The organism is Vibrio cincinnatiensis (assembly GCF_022113815.1).
In the GTDB taxonomy this organism is placed as follows: domain Bacteria; phylum Pseudomonadota; class Gammaproteobacteria; order Enterobacterales; family Vibrionaceae; genus Vibrio; species Vibrio cincinnatiensis_A.
On sequence record NZ_SGOM01000004.1, the window covers coordinates 125,527 to 146,666 of the forward strand.

19 protein-coding genes are annotated in these 21,140 nt (G+C 44.0%); 18 read left to right on the plus strand and 1 reads right to left on the minus strand.

Annotation, left to right across the window (positions count from 1 at the left end):
* The first annotated feature begins 16 nt into the window (after positions 1-16).
* The 15 genes from iscA to EXA13_RS07030 all read left to right on the plus strand — a co-directional run bounded on the left by iscA (position 17) and on the right by EXA13_RS07030 (position 14,837).
* Positions 17-340, plus strand: coding sequence for an iron-sulfur cluster assembly protein IscA (gene iscA / locus EXA13_RS06960; RefSeq protein ID WP_099611900.1), 324 nt, complete (start codon positions 17-19; stop codon positions 338-340).
* Positions 341-451: 111 nt separating this feature from the next.
* Positions 452-964, plus strand: coding sequence for a co-chaperone HscB (gene hscB, locus EXA13_RS06965; protein WP_238132530.1), 513 nt, complete (start codon positions 452-454; stop codon positions 962-964).
* Between the two features lie 21 nt (positions 965-985).
* A complete protein-coding gene (hscA, locus tag EXA13_RS06970; protein WP_238132531.1) occupies positions 986-2,839 on the plus strand; it encodes a Fe-S protein assembly chaperone HscA in 1,854 nt (617 codons plus the stop codon).
* 10 nt (positions 2,840-2,849) lie between these two features.
* On the plus strand, positions 2,850-3,188 hold the full coding sequence (fdx, locus tag EXA13_RS06975; RefSeq protein WP_238132532.1) for an ISC system 2Fe-2S type ferredoxin: 339 nt from the start codon (positions 2,850-2,852) through the stop codon (positions 3,186-3,188).
* Positions 3,189-3,247: 59 nt separating this feature from the next.
* On the plus strand, positions 3,248-3,442 hold the full coding sequence (gene iscX / locus EXA13_RS06980; RefSeq protein ID WP_238132533.1) for a Fe-S cluster assembly protein IscX: 195 nt from the start codon (positions 3,248-3,250) through the stop codon (positions 3,440-3,442).
* A gap of 209 nt (positions 3,443-3,651) precedes the next feature.
* Positions 3,652-4,944 (plus strand): aminopeptidase PepB, encoded by a 1,293-nt coding sequence (gene pepB, locus EXA13_RS06985; RefSeq protein ID WP_238132534.1) that lies wholly within the window; start codon positions 3,652-3,654, stop codon positions 4,942-4,944.
* A gap of 84 nt (positions 4,945-5,028) precedes the next feature.
* Positions 5,029-5,463 (plus strand): nucleoside-diphosphate kinase, encoded by a 435-nt coding sequence (gene ndk / locus EXA13_RS06990; RefSeq protein WP_238132535.1) that lies wholly within the window; start codon positions 5,029-5,031, stop codon positions 5,461-5,463.
* A gap of 236 nt (positions 5,464-5,699) precedes the next feature.
* Entirely contained in the window at positions 5,700-6,821 is a 1,122-nt protein-coding gene (locus EXA13_RS06995) for a bifunctional tRNA (adenosine(37)-C2)-methyltransferase TrmG/ribosomal RNA large subunit methyltransferase RlmN (protein ID WP_238132536.1), read from the plus strand.
* Positions 6,822-7,302: 481 nt separating this feature from the next.
* Entirely contained in the window at positions 7,303-8,202 is a 900-nt protein-coding gene (locus EXA13_RS07000; RefSeq protein ID WP_238132537.1) for a RodZ domain-containing protein, read from the plus strand.
* Positions 8,203-8,210: 8 nt separating this feature from the next.
* The gene (ispG, locus tag EXA13_RS07005; protein ID WP_238132538.1) at positions 8,211-9,335 is read left to right on the plus strand and encodes a flavodoxin-dependent (E)-4-hydroxy-3-methylbut-2-enyl-diphosphate synthase; all 1,125 of its coding nucleotides are present in this window, start codon (positions 8,211-8,213) and stop codon (positions 9,333-9,335) included.
* 25 nt (positions 9,336-9,360) lie between these two features.
* On the plus strand, positions 9,361-10,629 hold the full coding sequence (gene hisS, locus EXA13_RS07010; protein WP_238132539.1) for a histidine--tRNA ligase: 1,269 nt from the start codon (positions 9,361-9,363) through the stop codon (positions 10,627-10,629).
* A gap of 41 nt (positions 10,630-10,670) precedes the next feature.
* Complete coding sequence (locus tag EXA13_RS07015) at positions 10,671-11,285, plus strand: YfgM family protein (protein WP_238132540.1); 615 nt, start codon at positions 10,671-10,673, stop codon at positions 11,283-11,285.
* A 12-nt stretch (positions 11,286-11,297) separates the two neighbouring features.
* The gene (bamB, locus tag EXA13_RS07020) at positions 11,298-12,455 is read left to right on the plus strand and encodes an outer membrane protein assembly factor BamB (protein WP_238132541.1); all 1,158 of its coding nucleotides are present in this window, start codon (positions 11,298-11,300) and stop codon (positions 12,453-12,455) included.
* Between the two features lie 175 nt (positions 12,456-12,630).
* Entirely contained in the window at positions 12,631-14,118 is a 1,488-nt protein-coding gene (gene der, locus EXA13_RS07025) for a ribosome biogenesis GTPase Der (protein WP_238132542.1), read from the plus strand.
* Between the two features lie 497 nt (positions 14,119-14,615).
* Positions 14,616-14,837 (plus strand): zinc ribbon domain-containing protein, encoded by a 222-nt coding sequence (locus EXA13_RS07030; RefSeq protein WP_238132543.1) that lies wholly within the window; start codon positions 14,616-14,618, stop codon positions 14,835-14,837.
* Here EXA13_RS07030 and xseA read toward each other — a convergent pair.
* Positions 14,834-16,165, minus strand: a complete 1,332-nt coding sequence (gene xseA, locus EXA13_RS07035; protein WP_238132544.1) for an exodeoxyribonuclease VII large subunit — start codon at positions 16,163-16,165, stop codon at positions 14,834-14,836. The two genes, EXA13_RS07030 and xseA, sit on opposite strands and share 4 nt — an antisense overlap.
* A 210-nt stretch (positions 16,166-16,375) precedes the next feature.
* Between xseA and guaB the strand changes: the two genes are divergently transcribed.
* The 3 genes from guaB to EXA13_RS07050 all read left to right on the plus strand — a co-directional run bounded on the left by guaB (position 16,376) and on the right by EXA13_RS07050 (position 21,015).
* Complete coding sequence (guaB, locus tag EXA13_RS07040; RefSeq protein ID WP_238132545.1) at positions 16,376-17,839, plus strand: IMP dehydrogenase; 1,464 nt, start codon at positions 16,376-16,378, stop codon at positions 17,837-17,839.
* Positions 17,840-17,930: 91 nt separating this feature from the next.
* Positions 17,931-19,508 (plus strand): glutamine-hydrolyzing GMP synthase, encoded by a 1,578-nt coding sequence (guaA, locus tag EXA13_RS07045; RefSeq protein ID WP_238132546.1) that lies wholly within the window; start codon positions 17,931-17,933, stop codon positions 19,506-19,508.
* Between the two features lie 307 nt (positions 19,509-19,815).
* Positions 19,816-21,015, plus strand: a complete 1,200-nt coding sequence (locus EXA13_RS07050) for a tyrosine-type recombinase/integrase (protein ID WP_027696787.1) — start codon at positions 19,816-19,818, stop codon at positions 21,013-21,015.
* Positions 21,016-21,140 lie beyond the last annotated feature (125 nt).

Below are 21,140 nucleotides of genomic sequence, written 5' to 3' on the forward strand. Positions count from 1 at the left end.
CAAGCAAGGTTGTAGTATGGCCATAACGTTAACAGAAACCGCAGCAAACCGAGTTCAATCGTTTCTAGATAGCCGAGGCAAAGGGCTCGGTTTACGCTTAGGCGTGAAAACCACGGGATGCTCAGGTATGGCGTATGTGCTTGAATTTGTCGATGAATTAAATGAAGACGATCAAGTTTTTGAAGATCACGGTGTTAAAGTGATCATCGATGCGAAAAGTTTAGTTTATCTTGATGGTACTGAACTCGATTATAAAAAAGAAGGCTTGAACGAAGGCTTTGAATTCAACAACCCTAATGCAAAAAGTGAATGTGGTTGTGGAGAAAGCTTCAACGTTTAATGGTAGACACCGGTAGTTTACTCATCGATCAGTAATAGGATGCTTATTGGACATTCGTGCTATTGGCATCCATTGATTTAGTATTAACGCCGGAAGAGGAACCAAAACATAATGAATTACTTCGAATTATTTGGGCTACCAACTCAGTTTCAACTGGATGGTAGCCTTCTTTCTTCTCAGTTCCGTGAGTTGCAAAAACGTTTCCATCCGGATAATTTTGCAACCGCTTCTGAGCGCGATCGTCTTATGGCAGTGCAAAAAGCAACAGAGATTAACGACGCTTATCGAGTATTGAAAAATCCCGTTTCTCGTGCTGAATACCTATTAGTACAGCACGACATCGCCTTAGCGGGAGAGCAGCAGACCTTGCAAGATCCGCTCTTTTTGATGGAACAAATGGAACTGAGAGAAGAGCTCGAATTATTGGCACAAGCTCCCGTTGAAGATGCGCTATGGGCTTTTGAAAACAAAGTCACACAATCTTATCAAATGCATTTACAACAGGTTGAGCATGAGCTGAATAGTAAACAGTGGCCTCTGGCTGCCGATACTGTTCGTAAATTAAAATTTATTGCCAAATTAAAAACTGAAATAGAACGAGTCGAAGAGAAACTACTCGGCTAATTCAAATAAAAGGACCGATCCATGGCATTACTTCAAATAGCAGAACCCGGTCAAAGTTCGGCCCCTCACCAGCATAAATTGGCCGCGGGGATCGACTTGGGGACAACCAACTCTCTAGTGGCTTCTGTTCGAAGCGGCGTAGCTGTTCCTTTCGCTGATGAACAAGGTCGAAAAATTTTACCTTCGGTTGTGCATTACTCTCATGAACAGACTTTGGTTGGCGATGTAGCGCGTGAGCACGCAGAGCATGATCCTGAGAACACCATCATTTCAGTTAAACGCCTGATTGGTCGTTCACTGCAAGATATTGAAACCCGCTACAACCAACTGCCTTATCATTTTAAACCTAGCGAGAAAGGGTTGCCCGTAATTCAAACCCCACAAGGGGATAAAAACCCAATCCAAGTCTCTGCCGAAATATTAAAAAAGCTGGCTGAGCGAGCACAGAATCATTTAGGTGGGGAACTGGCTGGGGTGGTGATTACGGTGCCAGCCTATTTTGATGATGCGCAGCGAGCGGGAACCAAAGATGCCGCTAATTTAGCCGGTTTGCATGTGTTGCGGTTATTGAACGAACCGACTGCGGCTGCGATTGCATATGGTCTTGATTCTGGTCAAGAGGGCGTCATTGTGGTTTATGACTTGGGGGGCGGAACCTTTGATATTTCGATTTTACGTTTATCAAAAGGGGTTTTTGAAGTGTTGGCGACTGGCGGGGATTCCGCTTTGGGAGGGGATGACTTTGATCATCTGATTGCCGAATACTTACAAGCCGAAATCGGGTTGACAGGACAACTGAGCGCAGATAAACGTCGAGCATTGCTGGATGTGGCAACACAAGCAAAAGAGGCGTTAACCGAGCAAAAAGAAACACAGATCGAGATTTTTGGTTGGCAAGGCAGCCTTACTCGCATCAAGCTGAACGAGCTTATTCAACCACTCATCCAAAAAACGCTTCTCTCTTGTCGTCGCGCACTGAAAGATGCACAGGTCAGTGCAGAAGAGGTTCTACAAGTTGTCATGGTGGGTGGTTCAACCCGTACGCCATTAGTACGAGAACGGGTAGGTGAATTTTTTGGTCGAACGCCTTTAACGGAGATTAATCCCGATGAAGTGGTTTCGATTGGTGCGGCGATTCAAGCGGACATTTTGGTGGGAAATAAGCCTGACTCCGAAATGTTGCTGTTGGATGTCATTCCGCTCTCATTAGGGATTGAAACCATGGGAGGGTTGGTGGAAAAGATCATTCCGCGTAACACCACGATTCCCGTTGCTCGTGCTCAAGAGTTTACCACGTTTAAAGATGGGCAAACCGCCATGAGCGTCCATGTGGTGCAGGGAGAGCGTGAACTGGTGGCTGACTGTCGTTCATTAGCTCGATTTTCATTGAAAGGCATTCCACCAATGGCGGCAGGGGCTGCTCATATTCGAGTGACGTATCAAGTCGATGCGGATGGTTTACTTTCTGTGACGGCGATGGAAAAAAGCACCGGCATTCAAGCTGAGATTCAAGTCAAGCCTTCTTATGGTTTGAGTGATAGCGAAGTTGCCGACATGCTGAAAGACTCGATGGCTTATGCCAAGCAAGATATGCAAACCCGAGCTTTAGTTGAGCAAAAAGTTGAAGCGGACCGCGTAATTGAAGGTTTGATTGCTGCGATGCAAGCAGATGGTGATGACCTTTTGACAGAGCAAGAACGCGCAACATTATTATCCGCGATTGAGTCATTAATTGAACTTCGCAATGGTGATGATGCCGATGCCATAGAGCAAGGAATTAAAGAGACGGACAAAGCGAGCCAAGCGTTTGCTTCCCGTCGTATGGATAAATCCATTCGAGCGGCATTAGCAGGCCACTCTGTTGACGAAATTTGAGAGAGAAAATATGCCGAAAATTATCGTATTACCTCATGATACTTTATGCCCTGAAGGGGCTGTTTTAGAGGCAAATAGCGGTGAAAGTGTGCTTGATGTTGCCTTGAAAAATGGCATTCATATTGAGCATGCTTGTGAAAAGTCTTGTGCGTGCACAACGTGTCATGTGGTTATTCGTGAAGGATTTGATTCTTTAGATGAGAGTGATGAACTCGAAGACGATATGCTAGATAAAGCTTGGGGATTAGAGCCTGAATCTCGTTTGAGCTGCCAAGCAAAAGTGGCAGATGACGATCTGGTGATTGAAATTCCTAAATATTCGCTTAATCACGCGAAAGAAGATCATTAATTTATGTTCAGCCCCTCATTTTTTATCGAAAGGGGATGAATTACACTAGGGAGCTTGTTATGAAATGGACAGACTCACGGGATATCGCCATTGAATTGTGCGAACAATATCCTGAAGTAGATCCTCAAAATGTACGTTTTACCGATCTACACCAATGGATTTTGGATTTAGAAGATTTTGATGATGAGCCTAACCGCTCAAATGAAAAGATTCTTGAAGCCATCATCTTGTGTTGGATGGATGAGAGAGATTAACATTCCCGCTCAAAATTTGAGTTGAGTGACCATATTAAAAAGCGGGCCTGATGGTCCGTTTTTTTATCAACTCGCCATGTTTATTAAAGAAAAAGCTACATTCGAATGTGAATGATTTGATATGGTCGATAACACTTCCCATCGGTTAGCTCAAGAAAGAGCATTGAGAGACCTAGGGATAACACCATATAGAAAGACAAGGAGAAACCATGTCTACACCAATGTTGGTATTGATTAGTTTAGAACCCGCCCAGCCTCAGTGGGGAGAAAAGGCGTTGATTTCATTTTCCGAGCAAGGGGCGGTGATCCACCTTACTGCTGCGGATGATTTAGATACCATTCAACGTGCGGCACGTAAATTTGATAGCCAAGGGTTACGTCACTTATTTTTACAAGGTGAGGGATGGACGCTTGAAACCATTTGGGCATTTTATCAAGGTTATCGTGATCCTAAGAAAAAGAATTCGTTGGAATGGAATGCCTTAGAAAACGCGGCGCAAACAGAGCTTGAAGCTCGGATAAAAGTTGCAGATTGGACTCGTGACATCATTAACAAAAGTGCAGAAGAAGTCGCTCCTCGTCAACTGGCGACGATGGCCGCGGAGTTTATCAAATCATTAGCGCCTGAGCAGGTATCTTATCGTATTGTTAAAGATAAAGATTTGTTAACAGAAGGCTGGGAAGGTATTTTTGCCGTCGGTCGTGGTTCTGAACGAACTTCTGCAATGTTACAGTTGGACTTCAACCCTACGGGTGATGAGAATGCTCCTGTTTTTGCTTGCCTTGTCGGTAAAGGCATCACGTTTGACTCGGGTGGTTACAGCTTGAAGCCTTCAAACTTCATGTCTGCGATGAAAGCCGATATGGGGGGAGCAGGGACGATCACGGGCGCGCTTGGGCTAGCGATCATGCGAGGCTTAAATCAACGAATTAAGCTTATCTTATGCTGTGCTGAAAATATGGTATCGGGTCGTGCACTTAAATTAGGCGATGTGATTACGTATAAAAATGGGAAAACGGTCGAAATCATGAATACCGATGCCGAAGGGCGATTGGTTTTGGCGGATGGACTCATTTATGCTTCAGAGCAAAACCCTACGTTGATCATTGACTGCGCTACGCTTACTGGAGCTGCAAAAAATGCCTTAGGCAATGATTACCACGCAATGCTCAGTTTTGATGAATCATTATCTTATCAAGCTCTCAATGCTGCTAAGGATGAGCATGAAGGTTTGTGGCCTCTGCCTTTAGCGGAGTTTCACCGAGAGATGTTACCCTCAAACTTTGCTGATTTATCCAATATCTCATCTGGTGATTATTCTCCAGGCGCAAGTACGGCAGCGGCATTTTTGTCTTATTTTGTCGAAAATTACCAACAAGGTTGGCTACATTTTGACTGTGCGGGAACCTACCGTAAATCTGCCAGTGATAAATGGGCTGCGGGCGCAACCGCGATGGGCGTAAAAACGCTCGCTCGTATTTTGTTAGAACAAGCGAAATAATCAAGGAATCCTCGCTGAATTACTGAGGATAGAGGAGCTGAAGCAAAAGGCTCCTCACGAATAAAATAAATAGAAGGACATCTAATGGCTCTTGAAAGAACATTTTCTATAATCAAGCCTGACGCAGTGAAACGTAATTTAATTGGTGAAATTTATCACCGTATTGAGCAAGCGGGGTTGCGTATTATTGCGGCAAAAATGCTCCAGTTAACGGAAGAACAGGCCAGTGGCTTTTATGCTGAGCATGAAGGTAAAGCCTTTTTCCCAGCATTACGAGCTTGTATGACCTCCGGTCCGATTATGGTCCAAGTACTTGAGGGGGAGAATGCGATTGCTCGTTACCGTGAATTAATGGGGAAAACGAATCCGGAAGAAGCTGCATGTGGAACACTGCGTGCTGATTATGCCTTGAATATGCGTTATAACTCTGTACATGGGAGTGATAGCTCAGAATCAGCAGCACGTGAAATAGAGTTTTTCTTTCCTGAAAGTGAAATTTGCCCACGAACAGAAGCATGATTTACATCACTGCTCGTTCAATCGAAAGCTCTCATCAGTATTGAGAGCTTTTTGATTAAGGTTTAACGTTTTTATTTACAACGCGATAAAAATAACAGCCATAATTATTGTGGGTGTTTTTTAATCAATAACTTGTTCACAACCCAGTAATCGCAAGGTTTTTCGACTCTTGTCGCCGCTGCATAAAGGCTGTACAATTCGCGCCCTTAATTCCCGTTCCATCGCTGAGAGGCCACATGACCATTGAAAAAGTCAATCTACTCGATTTTGATCGTAAAGGCTTACGTACCTACTTTGCCGAAGAGTTAGGTGAAAAAGCATTTCGTGCCGATCAAGTCATGAAGTGGATCTATCATTTTGGTTGTGATGACTTCGAAAAAATGACCAATATCAACAAGCAATTGCGTGAAAAACTGCAAGCGCATTGTGAAATACGTGCTCCCTACGTTTCTCAGGCGCAGCATTCCAGCGATGGAACCATTAAGTGGGCTATGCGTGTGGGAGATCAGGATGTTGAAACCGTGTATATTCCTGAGGAAGATCGTGCGACTTTGTGCGTTTCATCCCAAGTGGGGTGTGCTTTGGAGTGTAAGTTTTGCTCAACCGCTCAGCAAGGTTTTAACCGAAATCTTCGCGTGTCTGAAATCATTGGTCAGGTTTGGCGTGCTGCTCGTGAAATCGGTTTAGAAAAAGAAACGGGTCGCCGTCCTATCACGAATGTAGTAATGATGGGAATGGGAGAACCCTTGCTGAACATGAAAAACCTCATTCCAGCTTTGGAAATTATGTTAGATGATTTAGGGTTTGGGTTATCAAAACGCCGTGTCACAGTATCAACCTCAGGTGTTGTCTCTGGGCTGGATCAAATGACGGGACAAATCGATGTAGCCTTAGCCATTTCTCTACATGCTCCAAATGATAAACTGCGCAGCGAAATCATGCCGATTAATGATCGGTGGGATATTCAAGGCTTTTTAGCTTCTGTTCGGCGCTATATTGCTTCATCTAATGCGAATAGAGGCAAAGTAACCGTAGAATATGTTCTGCTTGATCATATTAATGATGGTACTGAACATGCGCATGAGCTGGCGCAGTTGATGAAAGAGACACCTTGTAAGATCAACTTGATTCCGTTTAACCCTTATCCTGGTTCTCCTTATAAAAAGCCGAGTAACTCAAGAATTGATCGTTTCCAAAAAACCTTAATGCAGTATGAGCATACGGTGACCGTTCGTAAAACGAGAGGTGATGATATTGATGCTGCTTGTGGTCAGTTGGTGGGCGATGTTATTGATCGAACCAAGCGGACGAAGTTAAAAGGGCAGGAAGAACAGCAGATCCCAATCAAAGCGATTTAATGGGTTACAAAGGCAGACATGGTTCTGCCTTTTTGTATTGATATCATTTCAATCACCTCAGGTATTTATCTAGAGGCATTGCTCGCTTATTTTGAGATCAACTCAACTATTGCAGCGTTTTTTGTTACTTTTTTATGTCAAATTAACGAAAAATATTGACCTAGTTGTAATTTCTTTTCCAAATCAATGTTGTTTAGCGCTTAATATCCATTAGAATGATTTCTAACACTGCGTTCGAGTTTAGTATCGAATAGAATACACACGATATCCCAATAGCTTGAGTGTTAGGGAATGGTACATTGACCCCACAGATTAAACGTGTGGAAGATAGCCTTGATTAAAGCCATTTCTTTCAAGCGAAAAGGATAACTATATTTTCCCTGTTGAAGTCACCGTTGCTTAGAGCGACTAACAATAAATATAAAAATCCAAAGCCAAAGGCATGTGACTTGAGCAAGAACACAAGAGATTAATACAGCGGATGAACACTGAACAAGACAACATCACCGAGAATACGCCGACAGTACAACCTGGAACCATACTTAAACAAAAACGTGAAGCATTAGGGTTGAGCCAAAAACAAGTGGCAGATCGTTTACGTTTACGAGTCGCTATTATTTGTAATATAGAAGATAACCAATTTGATTCTGATTTGGTCGCTACCTTTATTCGCGGTTATTTACGTTCCTATGCTAAAGCCGTTGGCCTGTCTGAAAACGAGATTATTGAAGCTTATGAAGCTAATTGTGCGGCTGAGCCTCAAGAGCAAAAAATGCAGAGCTTTTCTCGTAAAACCAAACGAGCAAAGCATGATAATCGTATTATGACGATTACTTGGATTATTGTATTGGTTATTATGGGTATGTCTTCATTGTGGTGGTGGCAAAATAATCAACAAGACAGCTTATTACCAAGCCCCCCCCCACCAGTGAGCACGAATGAAGAGGTTGCCTCATCGCCAAGCCCCGAAGGGGCCTCTGAATTTGTGACGGTGAGTGAATTAACTCAAGCCCAAGATCAAGATGCCACGATCACCGAAAGTGAATCAGAAATGGAGTCTATTTCTGTTAATGCTAATGACCGTGAAGCTGCGCACCCTGCTGAGAGCAATGAAACACCAGTGGTTGCTGTAGAAGCGACCCCCAATCATCAATTAAGCCTGACATTTTCTTCAGATTGTTGGATTCAAGTAAAAGATGCTACGGGTAAAACATTATCTACTGGGATAAAGAAAGCGGGTCAGACCGTCAATTTACAAGGGGAAACCCCCTTACAAGTTATTCTTGGTGCGCCAGAAGGCGTTTCCGTCACATTTGCGAGTGAACCTGTCGACCTTTCTGGGTATACTTCAGGCAAAGTAGCTAGATTCACCTTACCTTAGACAATATTATGCAATACGAGTCTCCTATCAAACGTCGCCCATCGACACGTATTTATGTGGGTGATGTACCTATTGGTGATGGTGCACCCATCGCCGTACAATCTATGACCAACACCCGAACAACGGATGTGATCGCTACGGTTGCTCAGATCAAAGCGTTGGAAAAAGTGGGAGCCGATATTGTACGGGTTTCCGTTCCAACCATGGATGCTGCCGAAGCATTTAGACAAATTAAGCAGCAAGTCTCGGTGCCTTTGGTCGCTGACATTCATTTCGATTATCGTATTGCGTTAAAAGTCGCAGAGTACGGTGTTGATTGTCTGCGCATTAACCCCGGCAATATTGGTAATGAAGAACGTATTCGCTCGGTGGTTGATTGTGCTCGCGATAAAGGTATCCCCATTCGCATTGGTGTGAATGGGGGATCGCTGGAAAAAGAAATTCAGATCAAATATGGCGAACCGACACCTGAAGCACTGGTGGAGTCGGCAATGCGTCATGTGGATATTCTTGACCGCCTTAATTTCGATCAATTCAAAGTCAGTGTTAAAGCCTCAGACGTATTCCTTGCGGTAGACTCCTATCGATTACTTGCTAAAAAAATCGATCAACCTCTCCATTTAGGTATTACTGAAGCCGGTGGTGCGCGTGCCGGTTCGGTGAAGTCAGCGGTTGGTTTAGGGATGTTACTCGCGGAGGGGATTGGCGACACGCTACGCATTTCTTTAGCGGCGAACCCCGTTGAAGAGATCAAAGTTGGGTTTGATATCCTTAAATCTTTGCGTATCCGTTCCCGAGGTATTAACTTCATTGCTTGTCCTAGTTGTTCTCGTCAAGAATTTGATGTGATTGGCACCGTCAATGCGCTGGAACAGCGATTAGAAGATATTTTGACGCCAATGGATGTCTCCATTATTGGTTGTGTAGTGAATGGTCCTGGAGAAGCTGAAGTTTCGCATCTTGGGCTGGCAGGCAGTAATAAGAAAAGTGCTTTTTATGAAGATGGCGTGCGTCAGAAAGAGCGTTTTGATAACGATGATCTCGTTGCTCGACTTGAAGCCAAAATTCGCGCCAAAGCCGCTCAATTAGATGCAAAAAATCGCATTGATATTCAGCAACTCGAACAAGATTAATCTCAACGATATTACGGTAAGTACTGTGGCAAAGACGATACAAGCAATCCGAGGCATGAATGACTGCCTCCCAACTCAGTCTCCGCTTTGGCAAAAAGTGGAAGGCGTAGTAAAAAACGTGATCAGCGCATATGGGTATAGTGAAGTTCGTATGCCCATCGTTGAGATGACGCATCTATTTAGCCGTGCGATTGGTGAAGTCACCGATGTGGTTGAAAAAGAAATGTACACATTTGAAGACCGCAATGGCGATAGCTTAACGCTTCGTCCTGAAGGCACGGCGGGGTGTGTCCGTTCTGGTATTGAAAATGGTTTGCTTTATAACCAAGAGCAACGCTTATGGTACATGGGGCCTATGTTCCGTCATGAACGTCCGCAAAAAGGCCGCTATCGCCAATTCCACCAGTGTGGTGTTGAAGTTTTTGGTATTGATGGACCAGATGTTGATGCTGAACTAATCATGATGACCGCCCGTTTATGGCGTGAATTAGGGATTGCTGAACATGTTCGCTTAGAACTTAACTCCATTGGATCATTGGAAGCTCGCACTAACTATCGCAGTGCGTTGATTGATTATTTAGAGCAATACCAAGAAGTCCTAGATGACGACTGTAAACGCCGGATGTATACCAATCCATTACGTGTTTTAGATACGAAAAACCCAGATGTACAAGCGGTATTAGGTGATGCACCTAAACTTTCCGATTATTTGGATTTAGATTCAAAACAACATTTTGCGGATTTATGTGAACTTCTTGATGCTGCGGGTATCGAATACACCGTGAATGAACGTTTAGTTCGTGGATTAGACTATTATAACCGAACCGTTTTTGAGTGGATAACCGAAAGCTTAGGTGCGCAAGGTACGGTATGTGGCGGCGGTCGCTATGATGGGCTTGTCGAGCAATTAGGTGGAAAATCAACACCAGCAGTTGGCTTCGCTATGGGGCTTGAGCGCTTAGTATTGATGATGGAAACCTTAGGGAATACTGAAGTTCGTCGTCCTGTGGATGTGTATATGGTTACCGCGGGTGAAGGGACAACAATGGCTGGTATGAAACTGGCTGAACAATTACGTGAACAGTTGCCAGGGCTACGAGTGATGAACCATTGTGGTGGCGGTAGCTTTAAAAAACAGTTTAAACGTGCGGATAAAGTGGGTGCTGCGGTTGCTCTTGTGTTAGGCGAAAATGAAGTGGCAGAGCAGACCGTTGTACTCAAAGATTTAATTGGTGGTGAGCAGGCCACCTTCTCTCAAAGCGAGATAGCCAGCCAGTTGGTGCATCTTGTCTAAAAACGCTAATTTTTGAGATTTCTGATTTAAGAGGACAGGAAGTGGAACTCTACGATACCGAAGAACAACAAGTTGAAGCGATCAAAGATTGGTGGAAAGAGAACGGTAAAGCCGTCATTTTAGGGGCCGTTATTGGCTTAGGTGGCCTATTTGGTTGGCGTTATTATCAACAATCAGTAACGACTAGCCAAGAAGCGGCTTCAGAAAGCTATACACAAGCAATGCAAAGTTTGGCTGCCAAAGGTATTGATGCAGAATCAGACCTACAAGGGTTTATTGATAGTAACAATAAATCAGAATATGCGGTTTTAGCCGCGATGCAGCTAGCGAAAGTTCAGGTAGAGGCGGGTAATCTAGATGAGGCCTTAGCACAACTTGAATGGGCTAAAAATGCGACGCAAGATGCTGCGTTGAAACCTCTTTTAACTTATCGTCTTGCGCGGTTACAAACCGAACAAGGGTTGTATGACAATGCGTTAGCTGAGCTTAAGACAATAAAAGCTGAGAGCTGGGCTGGCCGCGTTGCAGAGCTACGTGGTGATATTTCTTTACGCAGCGGAGATAAAGAGGCGGCTTATGCTGCTTATACCGAGGCACAACAGGCGAGTGATGCAAGTCAGACCTTGCAAATGAAACTGGATGATCTGGCCAGATAAGGGCACGAGTTGATGAAGAAAATGTTCAACAAAGTGCTTTTGTCAGCGGCAATGTTAGGATTGTTGGCAGGGTGCTCAGGCGAAGAAGAAAATATCATTATGGCCCCACTTCCTCTCGTTAAGAGTGAATTTACGCCACAATCGGTGTGGCGTAGTTCAGTCGGAGATGGGGTTGGTCACTATTTCTCAAATCTTGCTCCTGAGTATGCCTACGATAAGGTTTTTGTTGCTAGCCGAGATGGCGAAGTGAAAGCCCTGAACCCTGAAAATGGCCAGTCGCTATGGCGTGTTAATTTGCGTCAAGAGATTCCGGCTCGTCTTTCTGGTGGTATTGTTGCGGCTTATGGGCAGTTATATATTGGCAGTGAAAATGGCGAAGTTATTGCGCTCGATGCTGATACTGGTGATGTTAACTGGCGGGCGAATATTGAAGGTGAAGTTCTTGCTCCCGTTGCAGCAGACAATAACTTTATTATCGTCAATAGCAGCCGTGGTATTTTAGTTGCCCTAGATGGCTTGACGGGTGAACAAAAGTGGACGATCAGTACGGAAGTCCCGAGTTTAACACTACGGGGTGATAGCCAACCAGTTACCGCATCGGGAGGCGTCTTTTGGGGAACTCCCAGTGGGCGTTTAGCTGCCGCGATTATTGACCGAGGTCAGTTGATTTGGCAGTTACCGGTAGGCCAACCCAAAGGTGCTACTGAAATTGATCGACTCGTCGATGTGGATGCCGCTCCTCTTATCATTGGTGCAAACTTATATACGATCGGCTTTAATGGGCAGTTGATGTCCATTGATTTACGTTCAGGTAATGCGATATGGAAACGCAACTATTCATCCACAACCGATATGGTAAGTGATGGCAGTCGTCTATTTCTCATTACCGATAAAGATCACGTCGTTGCTGTTGATGCGCGAAGTGGAACGGAGTTGTGGAGCAATCAGCAATTGGAACACCGTTTGTTAACGGCTCCTAAAATCATTGATGGTTATGTGGTGGTTGGCGATAGTGAAGGTTACCTACACTGGTTTGATCGCAGCAGTGGTGAATTTGTTGCACAGCAACTCATCAACGATAGTGGCTTTGCGGTAGGACCACTAGCTTTAGATGATGGGTATCTGGTGATCACTCGTGATGGTAAAGTAAAGAAACTGACGATCCGATAATAAATCGTGATACAATTCACAATTGGCTCCTGGCTGGAAACAGTTAGGAGCCGTTTTGTTGACATAAACCTTGAGTTTATATACCCAAGTGACTTGTGAATGCTAAGCTTAGTAACAGAGTTTCGAAGTCATTTCAGTATAATTACATAAGAAAAGAATCATTATTGAGGTTGTTATGATACCTGTTGTTGCTCTTGTTGGGCGTCCTAATGTAGGTAAATCGACGTTATTTAACCGACTCACCCGTACACGAGATGCACTGGTAGCGGACTTCCCTGGTTTAACGCGTGATCGAAAATATGGTCAAGCTAAGTTAGGCGAACATGAATTTATTGTGATTGATACCGGTGGTATTGATGGCAGCGAAGAAGGCGTTGAAACAAAAATGGCTCAGCAATCGTTAGCCGCGATTGATGAAGCTGATGTTGTCCTATTTATGGTGGATGGACGTGCAGGGTTGACGGTTGCAGATGAAGCTATCGCTCAACATTTACGCCGTATTGAAAAAAATGCCATTTTAGTTGTCAATAAAGTCGATGGGATTGATGCCGATTCTGCTAGTGCCGAATTTTGGCAACTAGGTATGGGTCAACAAATGTACCATATCGCGGCGGCACATGGCCGTGGTGTGGGGGCTTTGATTGACCGTGTATTAAGCCCTTTAGCTGAGCAAATGCAGCAACAAAATGCAGAGCTAGAAGATTTAACTCAATTTGAAGACCGTGAACCAGAACAAGTTGAATATACCGAGGAAGAAGCGGAAGCTATTTATCAGCGTTTGCAAGATCAGCCAATTAAGTTAGCCATTATTGGCCGGCCTAATGTGGGTAAATCAACTCTAACCAACCGTATTCTTGGTGAAGAACGAGTCGTGGTGTATGACATGCCCGGCACCACGCGTGACTCTATTTACATCCCAATGCAGCGTGATGAACGTGAGTATGTATTAATTGATACAGCAGGGGTTCGTCGCCGAAAGCGTATCAATGAAACGGTAGAGAAATTTTCTGTCGTAAAAACTTTAAAAGCGATAGAAGATGCTAACGTCGTTTTACTTGTTGTAGATGCGCGTGAAAATATCTCCGATCAAGATTTGAGTTTATTAGGCTTCGCCCTTAATGCGGGACGTTCTATTGTTATTGCTGTGAATAAATGGGATGGGTTAACCACAGACATAAAAGAGCGAGTGAAGAAAGAGTTGGATCGTCGCTTGGGATTTGTGGATTTTGCTCGTATTCACTTTATTTCTGCTTTACATGGTACGGGCGTTGGGCATCTATTTGAGTCTGTGCAAGAAGCTTATCGTTCTGCCACAACTCGGGTTGGAACTTCAGTGTTGACGCGTATCATGAAGATGGCGACAGATGATCACCAGCCACCACTGATTCGTGGGCGACGAGTCAAACTTAAATATGCTCATGCTGGTGGCTATAACCCTCCAATTATTGTGATTCATGGTAACCAAGTAAATGACTTACCTGATTCATATAAACGTTATTTGATGAACTATTATCGTAAGTCATTAGATATTATGGGAACACCAATTCGAATTCAGTTCCAGAACAGTGAAAACCCATTTGAAACAAAATCGAACAAAATGACTTTATCTCAGGAGCGTAAACGCAAGCGCTTAATGAATATGGTTAAAGATCGACGCAAGTAAACCAACTTTATGATCCCAAACCCAAGCCTTATGCTTGGGTTTTTCTTTATCTAATTTTCTCCTTTATTCCAACCTCTTTGTCGGCTATGACTCCGCCATTTCTTATTCAACTTTGTCTCTTCGGGGGGAAACTTTGCCTTAGAGAGTGCCTTCGACGGGATAGAATATTCCATTGTTTTCAGAAGAGATCGAATAATGATCTTTTTATTAAATTCTTTTTAATCTCATAAAAAATAAATTCATTGGTTTTTTTACCTGTTTAAAATCCAAATACAGGATATGTAACTTATGCTTTCGGCGTATGGTGATATAAATGTTCTTTTTAGAGGAGATCGCTGCTCATACTAAATAAAGCAAAAGATCAGCTTGTGATCTCTTAGGTGAGGAGTGATTGAAAGAATCGATGACTTATCTGTATCAAGGCGAGAGTCGGTCAGATTTGTACTCTTAAAACGTTACCGTTATTATCTAGGAAAAAATAGCCTAGGAAAGAAACCATGAGTGCAATATGCCCACAGTGTGATCATCAACTAGAGTGGAATGGACAGTATTACTGTGTGTCATGTCAGGCGCACTATAAAAAAATAGCCTATTGCCCAGATTGTCATGTGACGTTAGAAAAACTTCAGGCGTGTGGGGCGGCTAACTATTTTTGTAATCAGTGTAATGAGTTGAAATCCAAATCACGGATTCGTGTCGAGTTTCATAAAATCGATTAATCTACCGTGGAATGTATATACCCTTTTGCAAAGCGTGTTATCAGTTTATCCCCTGTGGTGACCTCATCAGTACAGCGGATCACTTTTCCTTGCTCATTTTGAGTAATGGAATAGCCACGCGATAGTGTCGCTAATGGGCTAACCGTATTCAGTTTATCAATGAGCAAAGCATAACGATGCTGAGAGGCGAGTAAGGCTCGCTCCATGGCTGCCGTCAGTTGGCGTTCACATAAGATCAAACGATGTTTTTGTTCTCGTAGTTGTCTTTCTGGAGAAAGTAATTGTAAACGATGATGTGACCTTGCAACATGCTGATTAACGGTCGATAAATAGCGTTGAATTGCTCGCTCTGCTCGTAAATTGAGTTCGTCTAACTGCTGTTGTTGGCGCTGCAACCGATGAATAGGATGCTGTTTATCCAACTGATGTTGTCGTTGCTTTAAATGAGCCTGTTGGTGAGTAAAATAGTAGCGTATGGCACTGGCCAGTTTATGCTGATAATTAACAAAAGTTTGTTTTTTATGGCTATTATCTCTACTAACCATTTCAGCTGCAGCAGAGGGGGTCGGAGCTCGCATATCTGCGACAAAGTCGGCAATGGTGACATCAATCTCGTGTCCGACAGCACTAATAATCGGAATCTCACTGGCAGCAATGGTTCGAGCAACAATTTCATGGTTAAAGCACCACAAATCTTCCAGAGAACCACCGCCTCGTCCTACAATTAATACATCACATTCTGCACGAGAGTTAGCACAACCAATGGCTTGAGCAATGTTTAATGCGGCTTCTTCTCCTTGAACCAAGGTGGGGTAAATGATCACAGGTAGGCTAGGATCTCGCCGTTTGAGTACCTGTAAAATGTCATGCAGTGCGGCCCCTGTTTTTGAAGTAATAATGCCAACACAGTGTGGATGTTCTGGAAGCGTTTTCTTTAGCTGTTGAGAAAATAGCCCTTCTGCAGCAAGTTGCATTTTGAGTTGCTCAAATTCTTGTTGTAGCCTCCCATCTCCTTCTGGCTGCATGCTTTCGATAATAATTTGGTAATCACCACGAGGCTCATAAAGAGAGAGGCGGGCTTTGACTAAGACTTGTTGACCATTTTGTGGTTTGAAGCGAACAAGGCGATTACTGCCTTTGAACATGGCACATTTTACTTGGGCTCGACTATCTTTGAGACTGAGATACCAATGGCCCGAAACCGGAGCTGAAAAATTGGAAATTTCACCGATTAGCCATACCACGCCCATTTCATTTTCGAGCAACAAGCGAACTTCAGCATTCAGACGTGAGACGGTATAAATATTTTGATGAGTCAAGGAGGGCACCGCTAATTGAACCAGACGTGAGTATGGAAATTAGCGGCAATATAATACATAGCAAGGGGGAGATTGCAAATTAAAAATAAAAAAATGAGTGGTCAATCGATTGCTCAGGGCGTATAATCCCTCCGCAATATCAAATCTAAATCCCTTTATTATGCGAAACGATGAAGTGGATTTAATACTCTTTAACATCTATGTTGTGAGATATTGCAAATGCTACGAATTGCTAAAGAAGCACTAACCTTCGATGACGTTTTACTCGTTCCCGCACACTCTACTGTTCTTCCGAACACAGCCGATCTTCGCACTCGACTTACCAAAAACATCACGCTAAACATTCCTATGATTTCAGCGTCTATGGATACAGTAACAGAAGCGCGCCTAGCAATTGCTCTTGCACAAGAAGGTGGCCTTGGTTTTATCCATAAGAATATGTCGATTGAACAGCAAGCAGAAGAAGTTCGCCAAGTGAAAATCTTTGAAGCTGGCGTGGTAACTAACCCTGTTACGGTTCGTCCTGATGCAACCATTGCGGATGTCATGACTTTAACAGAAAAACATGGTTTTGCTGGTTTCCCTGTTGTTTCAGAAAATAATGAATTAGTTGGGATTATTACTGGTCGAGATGTGCGTTTTGTTACAGACCTTTCTAAATCTGTTTCGGATGTGATGACACCTAAAGATCGTTTAGCGACGGTTAAGGAAGGGGCTTCACGCGAAGATGTTCAAGAACGTATGCATAAAGCTCGTGTTGAAAAAGTTCTTGTTGTGAATGACGACTTTCAACTAACCGGTATGATCACCGCAAAAGACTTCTACAAAGCAGAAAGCAAACCCAATGCCTGTAAAGACGAACAAGGCCGACTACGAGTTGGGGCCGCTGTTGGTGCTGCACCTGGTAATGAAGAGCGAGTAAAAGCATTGGTTGAAGCGGGCGTGGATGTTTTACTGATCGATTCTTCTCATGGTCACTCTGAAGGTGTTTTACAACGAATCCGTGAAACGCGTGCCGCTTACCCTAACTTAGACATTATTGGCGGTAATATCGCAACGGCTGATGGTGCTCGTGCTCTGATTGAAGCAGGTGTCAGCGCTGTTAAAGTGGGTATTGGCCCAGGTTCTATCTGTACCACGCGTATTGTCACAGGGGTGGGAGTTCCTCAGGTTACCGCTATCGCAGATGCGGCAGGCGTTGCCAATGAATATGGTATTCCTGTTATTGCTGATGGTGGTATTCGTTTCTCTGGTGATATTTCAAAAGCAATTGCGGCTGGTGCCTCTTGTGTGATGGTTGGTTCTATGTTTGCCGGAACAGAAGAAGCTCCGGGTGAAGTCATCCTCTATCAAGGTCGTTCTTACAAAGCTTACCGCGGAATGGGATCGCTCGGTGCAATGTCTAAAGGATCTTCCGATCGCTACTTCCAAACAGACAACGCTGCCGATAAATTGGTACCAGAAGGTATCGAAGGTCGTATTGCTTATAAAGGCCATCTTAAAGAGATTGTACACCAGCAGATGGGCGGCCTACGCTCATGCATGGGGCTAACGGGCTCTGCAGATATTGAAGCATTACGAACTCAAGCACAGTTTGTCCGTATTTCAGGCGCAGGCATGAAAGAGTCTCACGTTCATGACGTACAGATTTCAAAAGAAGCCCCGAATTACCGTATGGGTTAAACGTAAACGTTTGCTTTTTTCCTTGATGACCTATCGAGAGGCGAGTAGACTCGCCTCCGTTTCTTAATTTAGCTGATAAGATTGCTTAATAATGACCAAGAACATTCATGATCAACGAATCCTCATTTTAGACTTCGGTTCTCAATATACTCAACTGGTTGCTCGTCGTGTCCGGGAAATCGGTGTTTACTGTGAATTATGGAGCTGGGATGTAGAAGAAGCCGATATCCGAGAATTTAACCCTGACGGTATTATCTTGTCTGGTGGCCCAGAAAGCGTTACGGAAAGCCATTCGCCTCGTGCTCCTCAATACGTATTTGATTCCGGTGTTCCTGTGCTGGGTGTTTGCTACGGAATGCAAACGATGGCAGAACAATTGGGCGGCAAAGTTTCCGGTTCAACAGAGCGTGAATTTGGTTATGCGCAAGTGAAAGTTACCGGTGAGTCTAAACTATTTGAAGGTTTGCAAGATGCACTAGCCGAAGATGGTCGCCCTTTACTTGATGTATGGATGAGCCACGGTGATAAAGTGGTCGAGATCCCAGCAGACTTCGTTCAAATCGGTTCGACCGAAACTTGCCCTTATGCGGCTATGGCGAATGAAGAGAAGAAATACTACGGCGTTCAATTTCACCCAGAAGTGACACACTCAAAACAAGGTTTAAAAATGCTGGAAAACTTTGTTCTTGGCGCTTGTGGGTGTGAACGCCTGTGGACTTCTGAGTCGATCATTGAAGATGCGATAACTCGTATCAAAGAGCAAGTAGGCGATGATGAAGTGATCCTCGGCCTTTCTGGCGGGGTTGATTCCTCTGTTGTTGCGATGCTAGTCCATCGTGCTATTGGCGATAAACTGACTTGTGTATTTGTCGACAATGGTCTGCTGCGTCTTAACGAAGGGCAGCAAGTGATGGATATGTTTGGCAATAAATTTGGTCTAAACATCATCAAAGTGGATGCAGAAGAACGTTTCTTAAAAGCGCTAGAAGGCAAATCAGATCCTGAAGATAAGCGTAAAACCATTGGTCATATATTTGTTGAAGTCTTTGATGAACAAGCAAAAAAACTGAAAAATGCGAAATGGTTGGCACAGGGTACTATCTACCCAGATGTTATCGAGTCGGCGGCATCAAAAACCGGTAAAGCGCACGTCATCAAATCACACCACAACGTGGGTGGCCTGCCTGACGATATGGAAATGGGGCTAGTTGAGCCATTACGTGAGCTATTTAAAGACGAAGTACGTAAAATTGGTCTTGAACTTGGTTTACCTTACAACATGCTTTACCGTCACCCATTCCCAGGTCCTGGTCTTGGTGTTCGAGTATTGGGTGAAATTAAGAAAGAGTACTGTGACTTGCTACGTCGTGCTGACGCTATCTTTATTGAAGAATTACACAATGCTGATTTGTACAATAAAGTGTCGCAAGCGTTTACCGTATTTTTACCAGTACGCTCTGTCGGCGTGATGGGTGATGGCCGTAAATACGACTGGGTAGTTTCACTACGAGCGGTAGAAACCATTGATTTTATGACCGCACACTGGGCGCATTTACCTTATGATTTCTTAGGTAAGGTGTCGAATCGAATCATTAATGAAGTCGATGGTATTTCTCGCGTGGTCTACGATATTTCTGGTAAACCACCTGCGACCATTGAGTGGGAATAATCCTCCTTTAAGAAAGGTCTGGCATTAACAGGCACTAAATCATACTTAAGTCCGCGTAATTGCGGACTTTTTTTGTTTTTGGCTTAGTCATTTTTGGCAATGTCTGGCAACGCCAAGCACGGTTTGACCGTGGTATTTTGATGGGTATGATTCATCGGTAATGCCATGGATTACGCCCGATACCATGCTGAGTGTTTTTGATGGGACATGGTATTAGATTTTCATATCTATCTGTTTTGTAAGTATTAATCTCTAATTTTTTAGAGGTGTTTCAGCATGGTATTAAATAAGAATAATAGGTCGAAACATGCTGACTGATACCAAGCTACGCAATCTCAAACCCAAAGATAAACTATACAAAGTCAATGACCGTGATGGCCTCTACGTTGCTGTGACGACTGCGGGTTCTATCTCATTTCGTTACAACTACTCGATCAATGGCAGACAAGAAACCATTACCTTTGGCCGCTACGGAGTAGGGGGCATCACGTTAGCAGAAGCGCGTGAGCGTCTCAATGAAGCGAAGAGAATGGTTATTGATGGAAAGTCACCGGCCAAAGAGAAAGCCCGTGCTAAGGCGAGAACCAAAGATGCTGAAACCTTTGGTGCCTGGGCTATAAAATGGCTGCGTGGCTATCAGATGGCCGATTCTACCCGAGATATGCGTCGCTCAGTCTATACCCGAGAACTTAAAGATAAATTTGGTAACTGGAAGCTTACAGAAATTACCCATGAAGATCTGCGAGCACTGACTGACGCAATAGTAGAGCGTGGAGCGCCCGCAACGGCTGTACACACACGTGATATTGTACTCCAGGTGTATCGATGGGCGATTGAGAGAGGGCAGAAAGTTGAGAACCCGGCAGACCTGGTGAGGCCCGCAAGTATCGCGCGGTTTGAGCCAAGAGACCGAACGTTAACACCGGCTGAGATTGGTTTGATGTACCGCTATATGGAAAAGGTAGGAACCACCCCTTCGATTCGTGCTGCGGTAAAGTTGCTATTGCTGACTATGGTACGCAAAAGCGAATTAACCAATGCAACCTGGAGCGAAATTAACTTTAGCGAAGCGTTGTGGACTATTCCTAAAGAGAGGATGAAACGGCGTAACCCTCACCTGGTATTTTTGTCACGCCAGGCTATGGACATTCTGATTGCCTTGAAGACATTTGCCGGTGGGTCTGATTACATTCTTCCTTCCCGTTATGACTCAGATGCTCCCATGAGTAGTGCGACGATGAACCGAGTCATGGATTTGACATACAAAGCCGCGCAAAAGGAAGGTCAGTCACTAAGTAAGTTTGGGCCGCATGACCTGCGTCGAACTGCGAGCACTTTGCTGCATGAGGCTGGATACAACACGGATTGGATAGAAAAATGCCTGGCGCACGAACAGAAAGGGGTTAGGGCAGTTTACAACAAAGCTGAGTACCGAGAACAGCGCGCGGCCATGTTGCAGGATTGGGCTGACATGATTGATGAGTGGATACTGAGTAAGGACAGTTAAGTTAATTCTATAAACGTTCGATGTCTCATTGGACCAGTAAGTTAATAGTAGGAAAGTTACCTTTATTTTAGACCTAATGCGCATCTAGTTTTCTATACTTGTGGTAGGTTATATGAATTTAGAAG

Bases quoted from the DNA above. Each gene is read 5' to 3' on its own strand.
- iscA (WP_099611900.1), top strand. From the start codon at position 17: ATGGCCATAACGTTAACAGAAACCGCAGCAAACCGAGTTCAATCGTTT.
- hscB (WP_238132530.1), top strand. From the start codon at position 452: ATGAATTACTTCGAATTATTTGGGCTACCAACTCAGTTTCAACTGGAT.
- hscA (WP_238132531.1), top strand. From the start codon at position 986: ATGGCATTACTTCAAATAGCAGAACCCGGTCAAAGTTCGGCCCCTCAC.
- fdx (WP_238132532.1), top strand. From the start codon at position 2,850: ATGCCGAAAATTATCGTATTACCTCATGATACTTTATGCCCTGAAGGG.
- iscX (WP_238132533.1), top strand. From the start codon at position 3,248: ATGAAATGGACAGACTCACGGGATATCGCCATTGAATTGTGCGAACAA.
- pepB (WP_238132534.1), top strand. From the start codon at position 3,652: ATGTCTACACCAATGTTGGTATTGATTAGTTTAGAACCCGCCCAGCCT.
- ndk (WP_238132535.1), top strand. From the start codon at position 5,029: ATGGCTCTTGAAAGAACATTTTCTATAATCAAGCCTGACGCAGTGAAA.
- EXA13_RS06995 (WP_238132536.1), top strand. From the start codon at position 5,700: ATGACCATTGAAAAAGTCAATCTACTCGATTTTGATCGTAAAGGCTTA.
- EXA13_RS07000 (WP_238132537.1), top strand. From the start codon at position 7,303: ATGAACACTGAACAAGACAACATCACCGAGAATACGCCGACAGTACAA.
- ispG (WP_238132538.1), top strand. From the start codon at position 8,211: ATGCAATACGAGTCTCCTATCAAACGTCGCCCATCGACACGTATTTAT.
- bamB (WP_238132541.1), top strand. From the start codon at position 11,298: ATGAAGAAAATGTTCAACAAAGTGCTTTTGTCAGCGGCAATGTTAGGA.
- der (WP_238132542.1), top strand. From the start codon at position 12,631: ATGATACCTGTTGTTGCTCTTGTTGGGCGTCCTAATGTAGGTAAATCG.
- EXA13_RS07030 (WP_238132543.1), top strand. From the start codon at position 14,616: ATGAGTGCAATATGCCCACAGTGTGATCATCAACTAGAGTGGAATGGA.
- guaB (WP_238132545.1), top strand. From the start codon at position 16,376: ATGCTACGAATTGCTAAAGAAGCACTAACCTTCGATGACGTTTTACTC.
- guaA (WP_238132546.1), top strand. From the start codon at position 17,931: ATGACCAAGAACATTCATGATCAACGAATCCTCATTTTAGACTTCGGT.
- EXA13_RS07050 (WP_027696787.1), top strand. From the start codon at position 19,816: ATGCTGACTGATACCAAGCTACGCAATCTCAAACCCAAAGATAAACTA.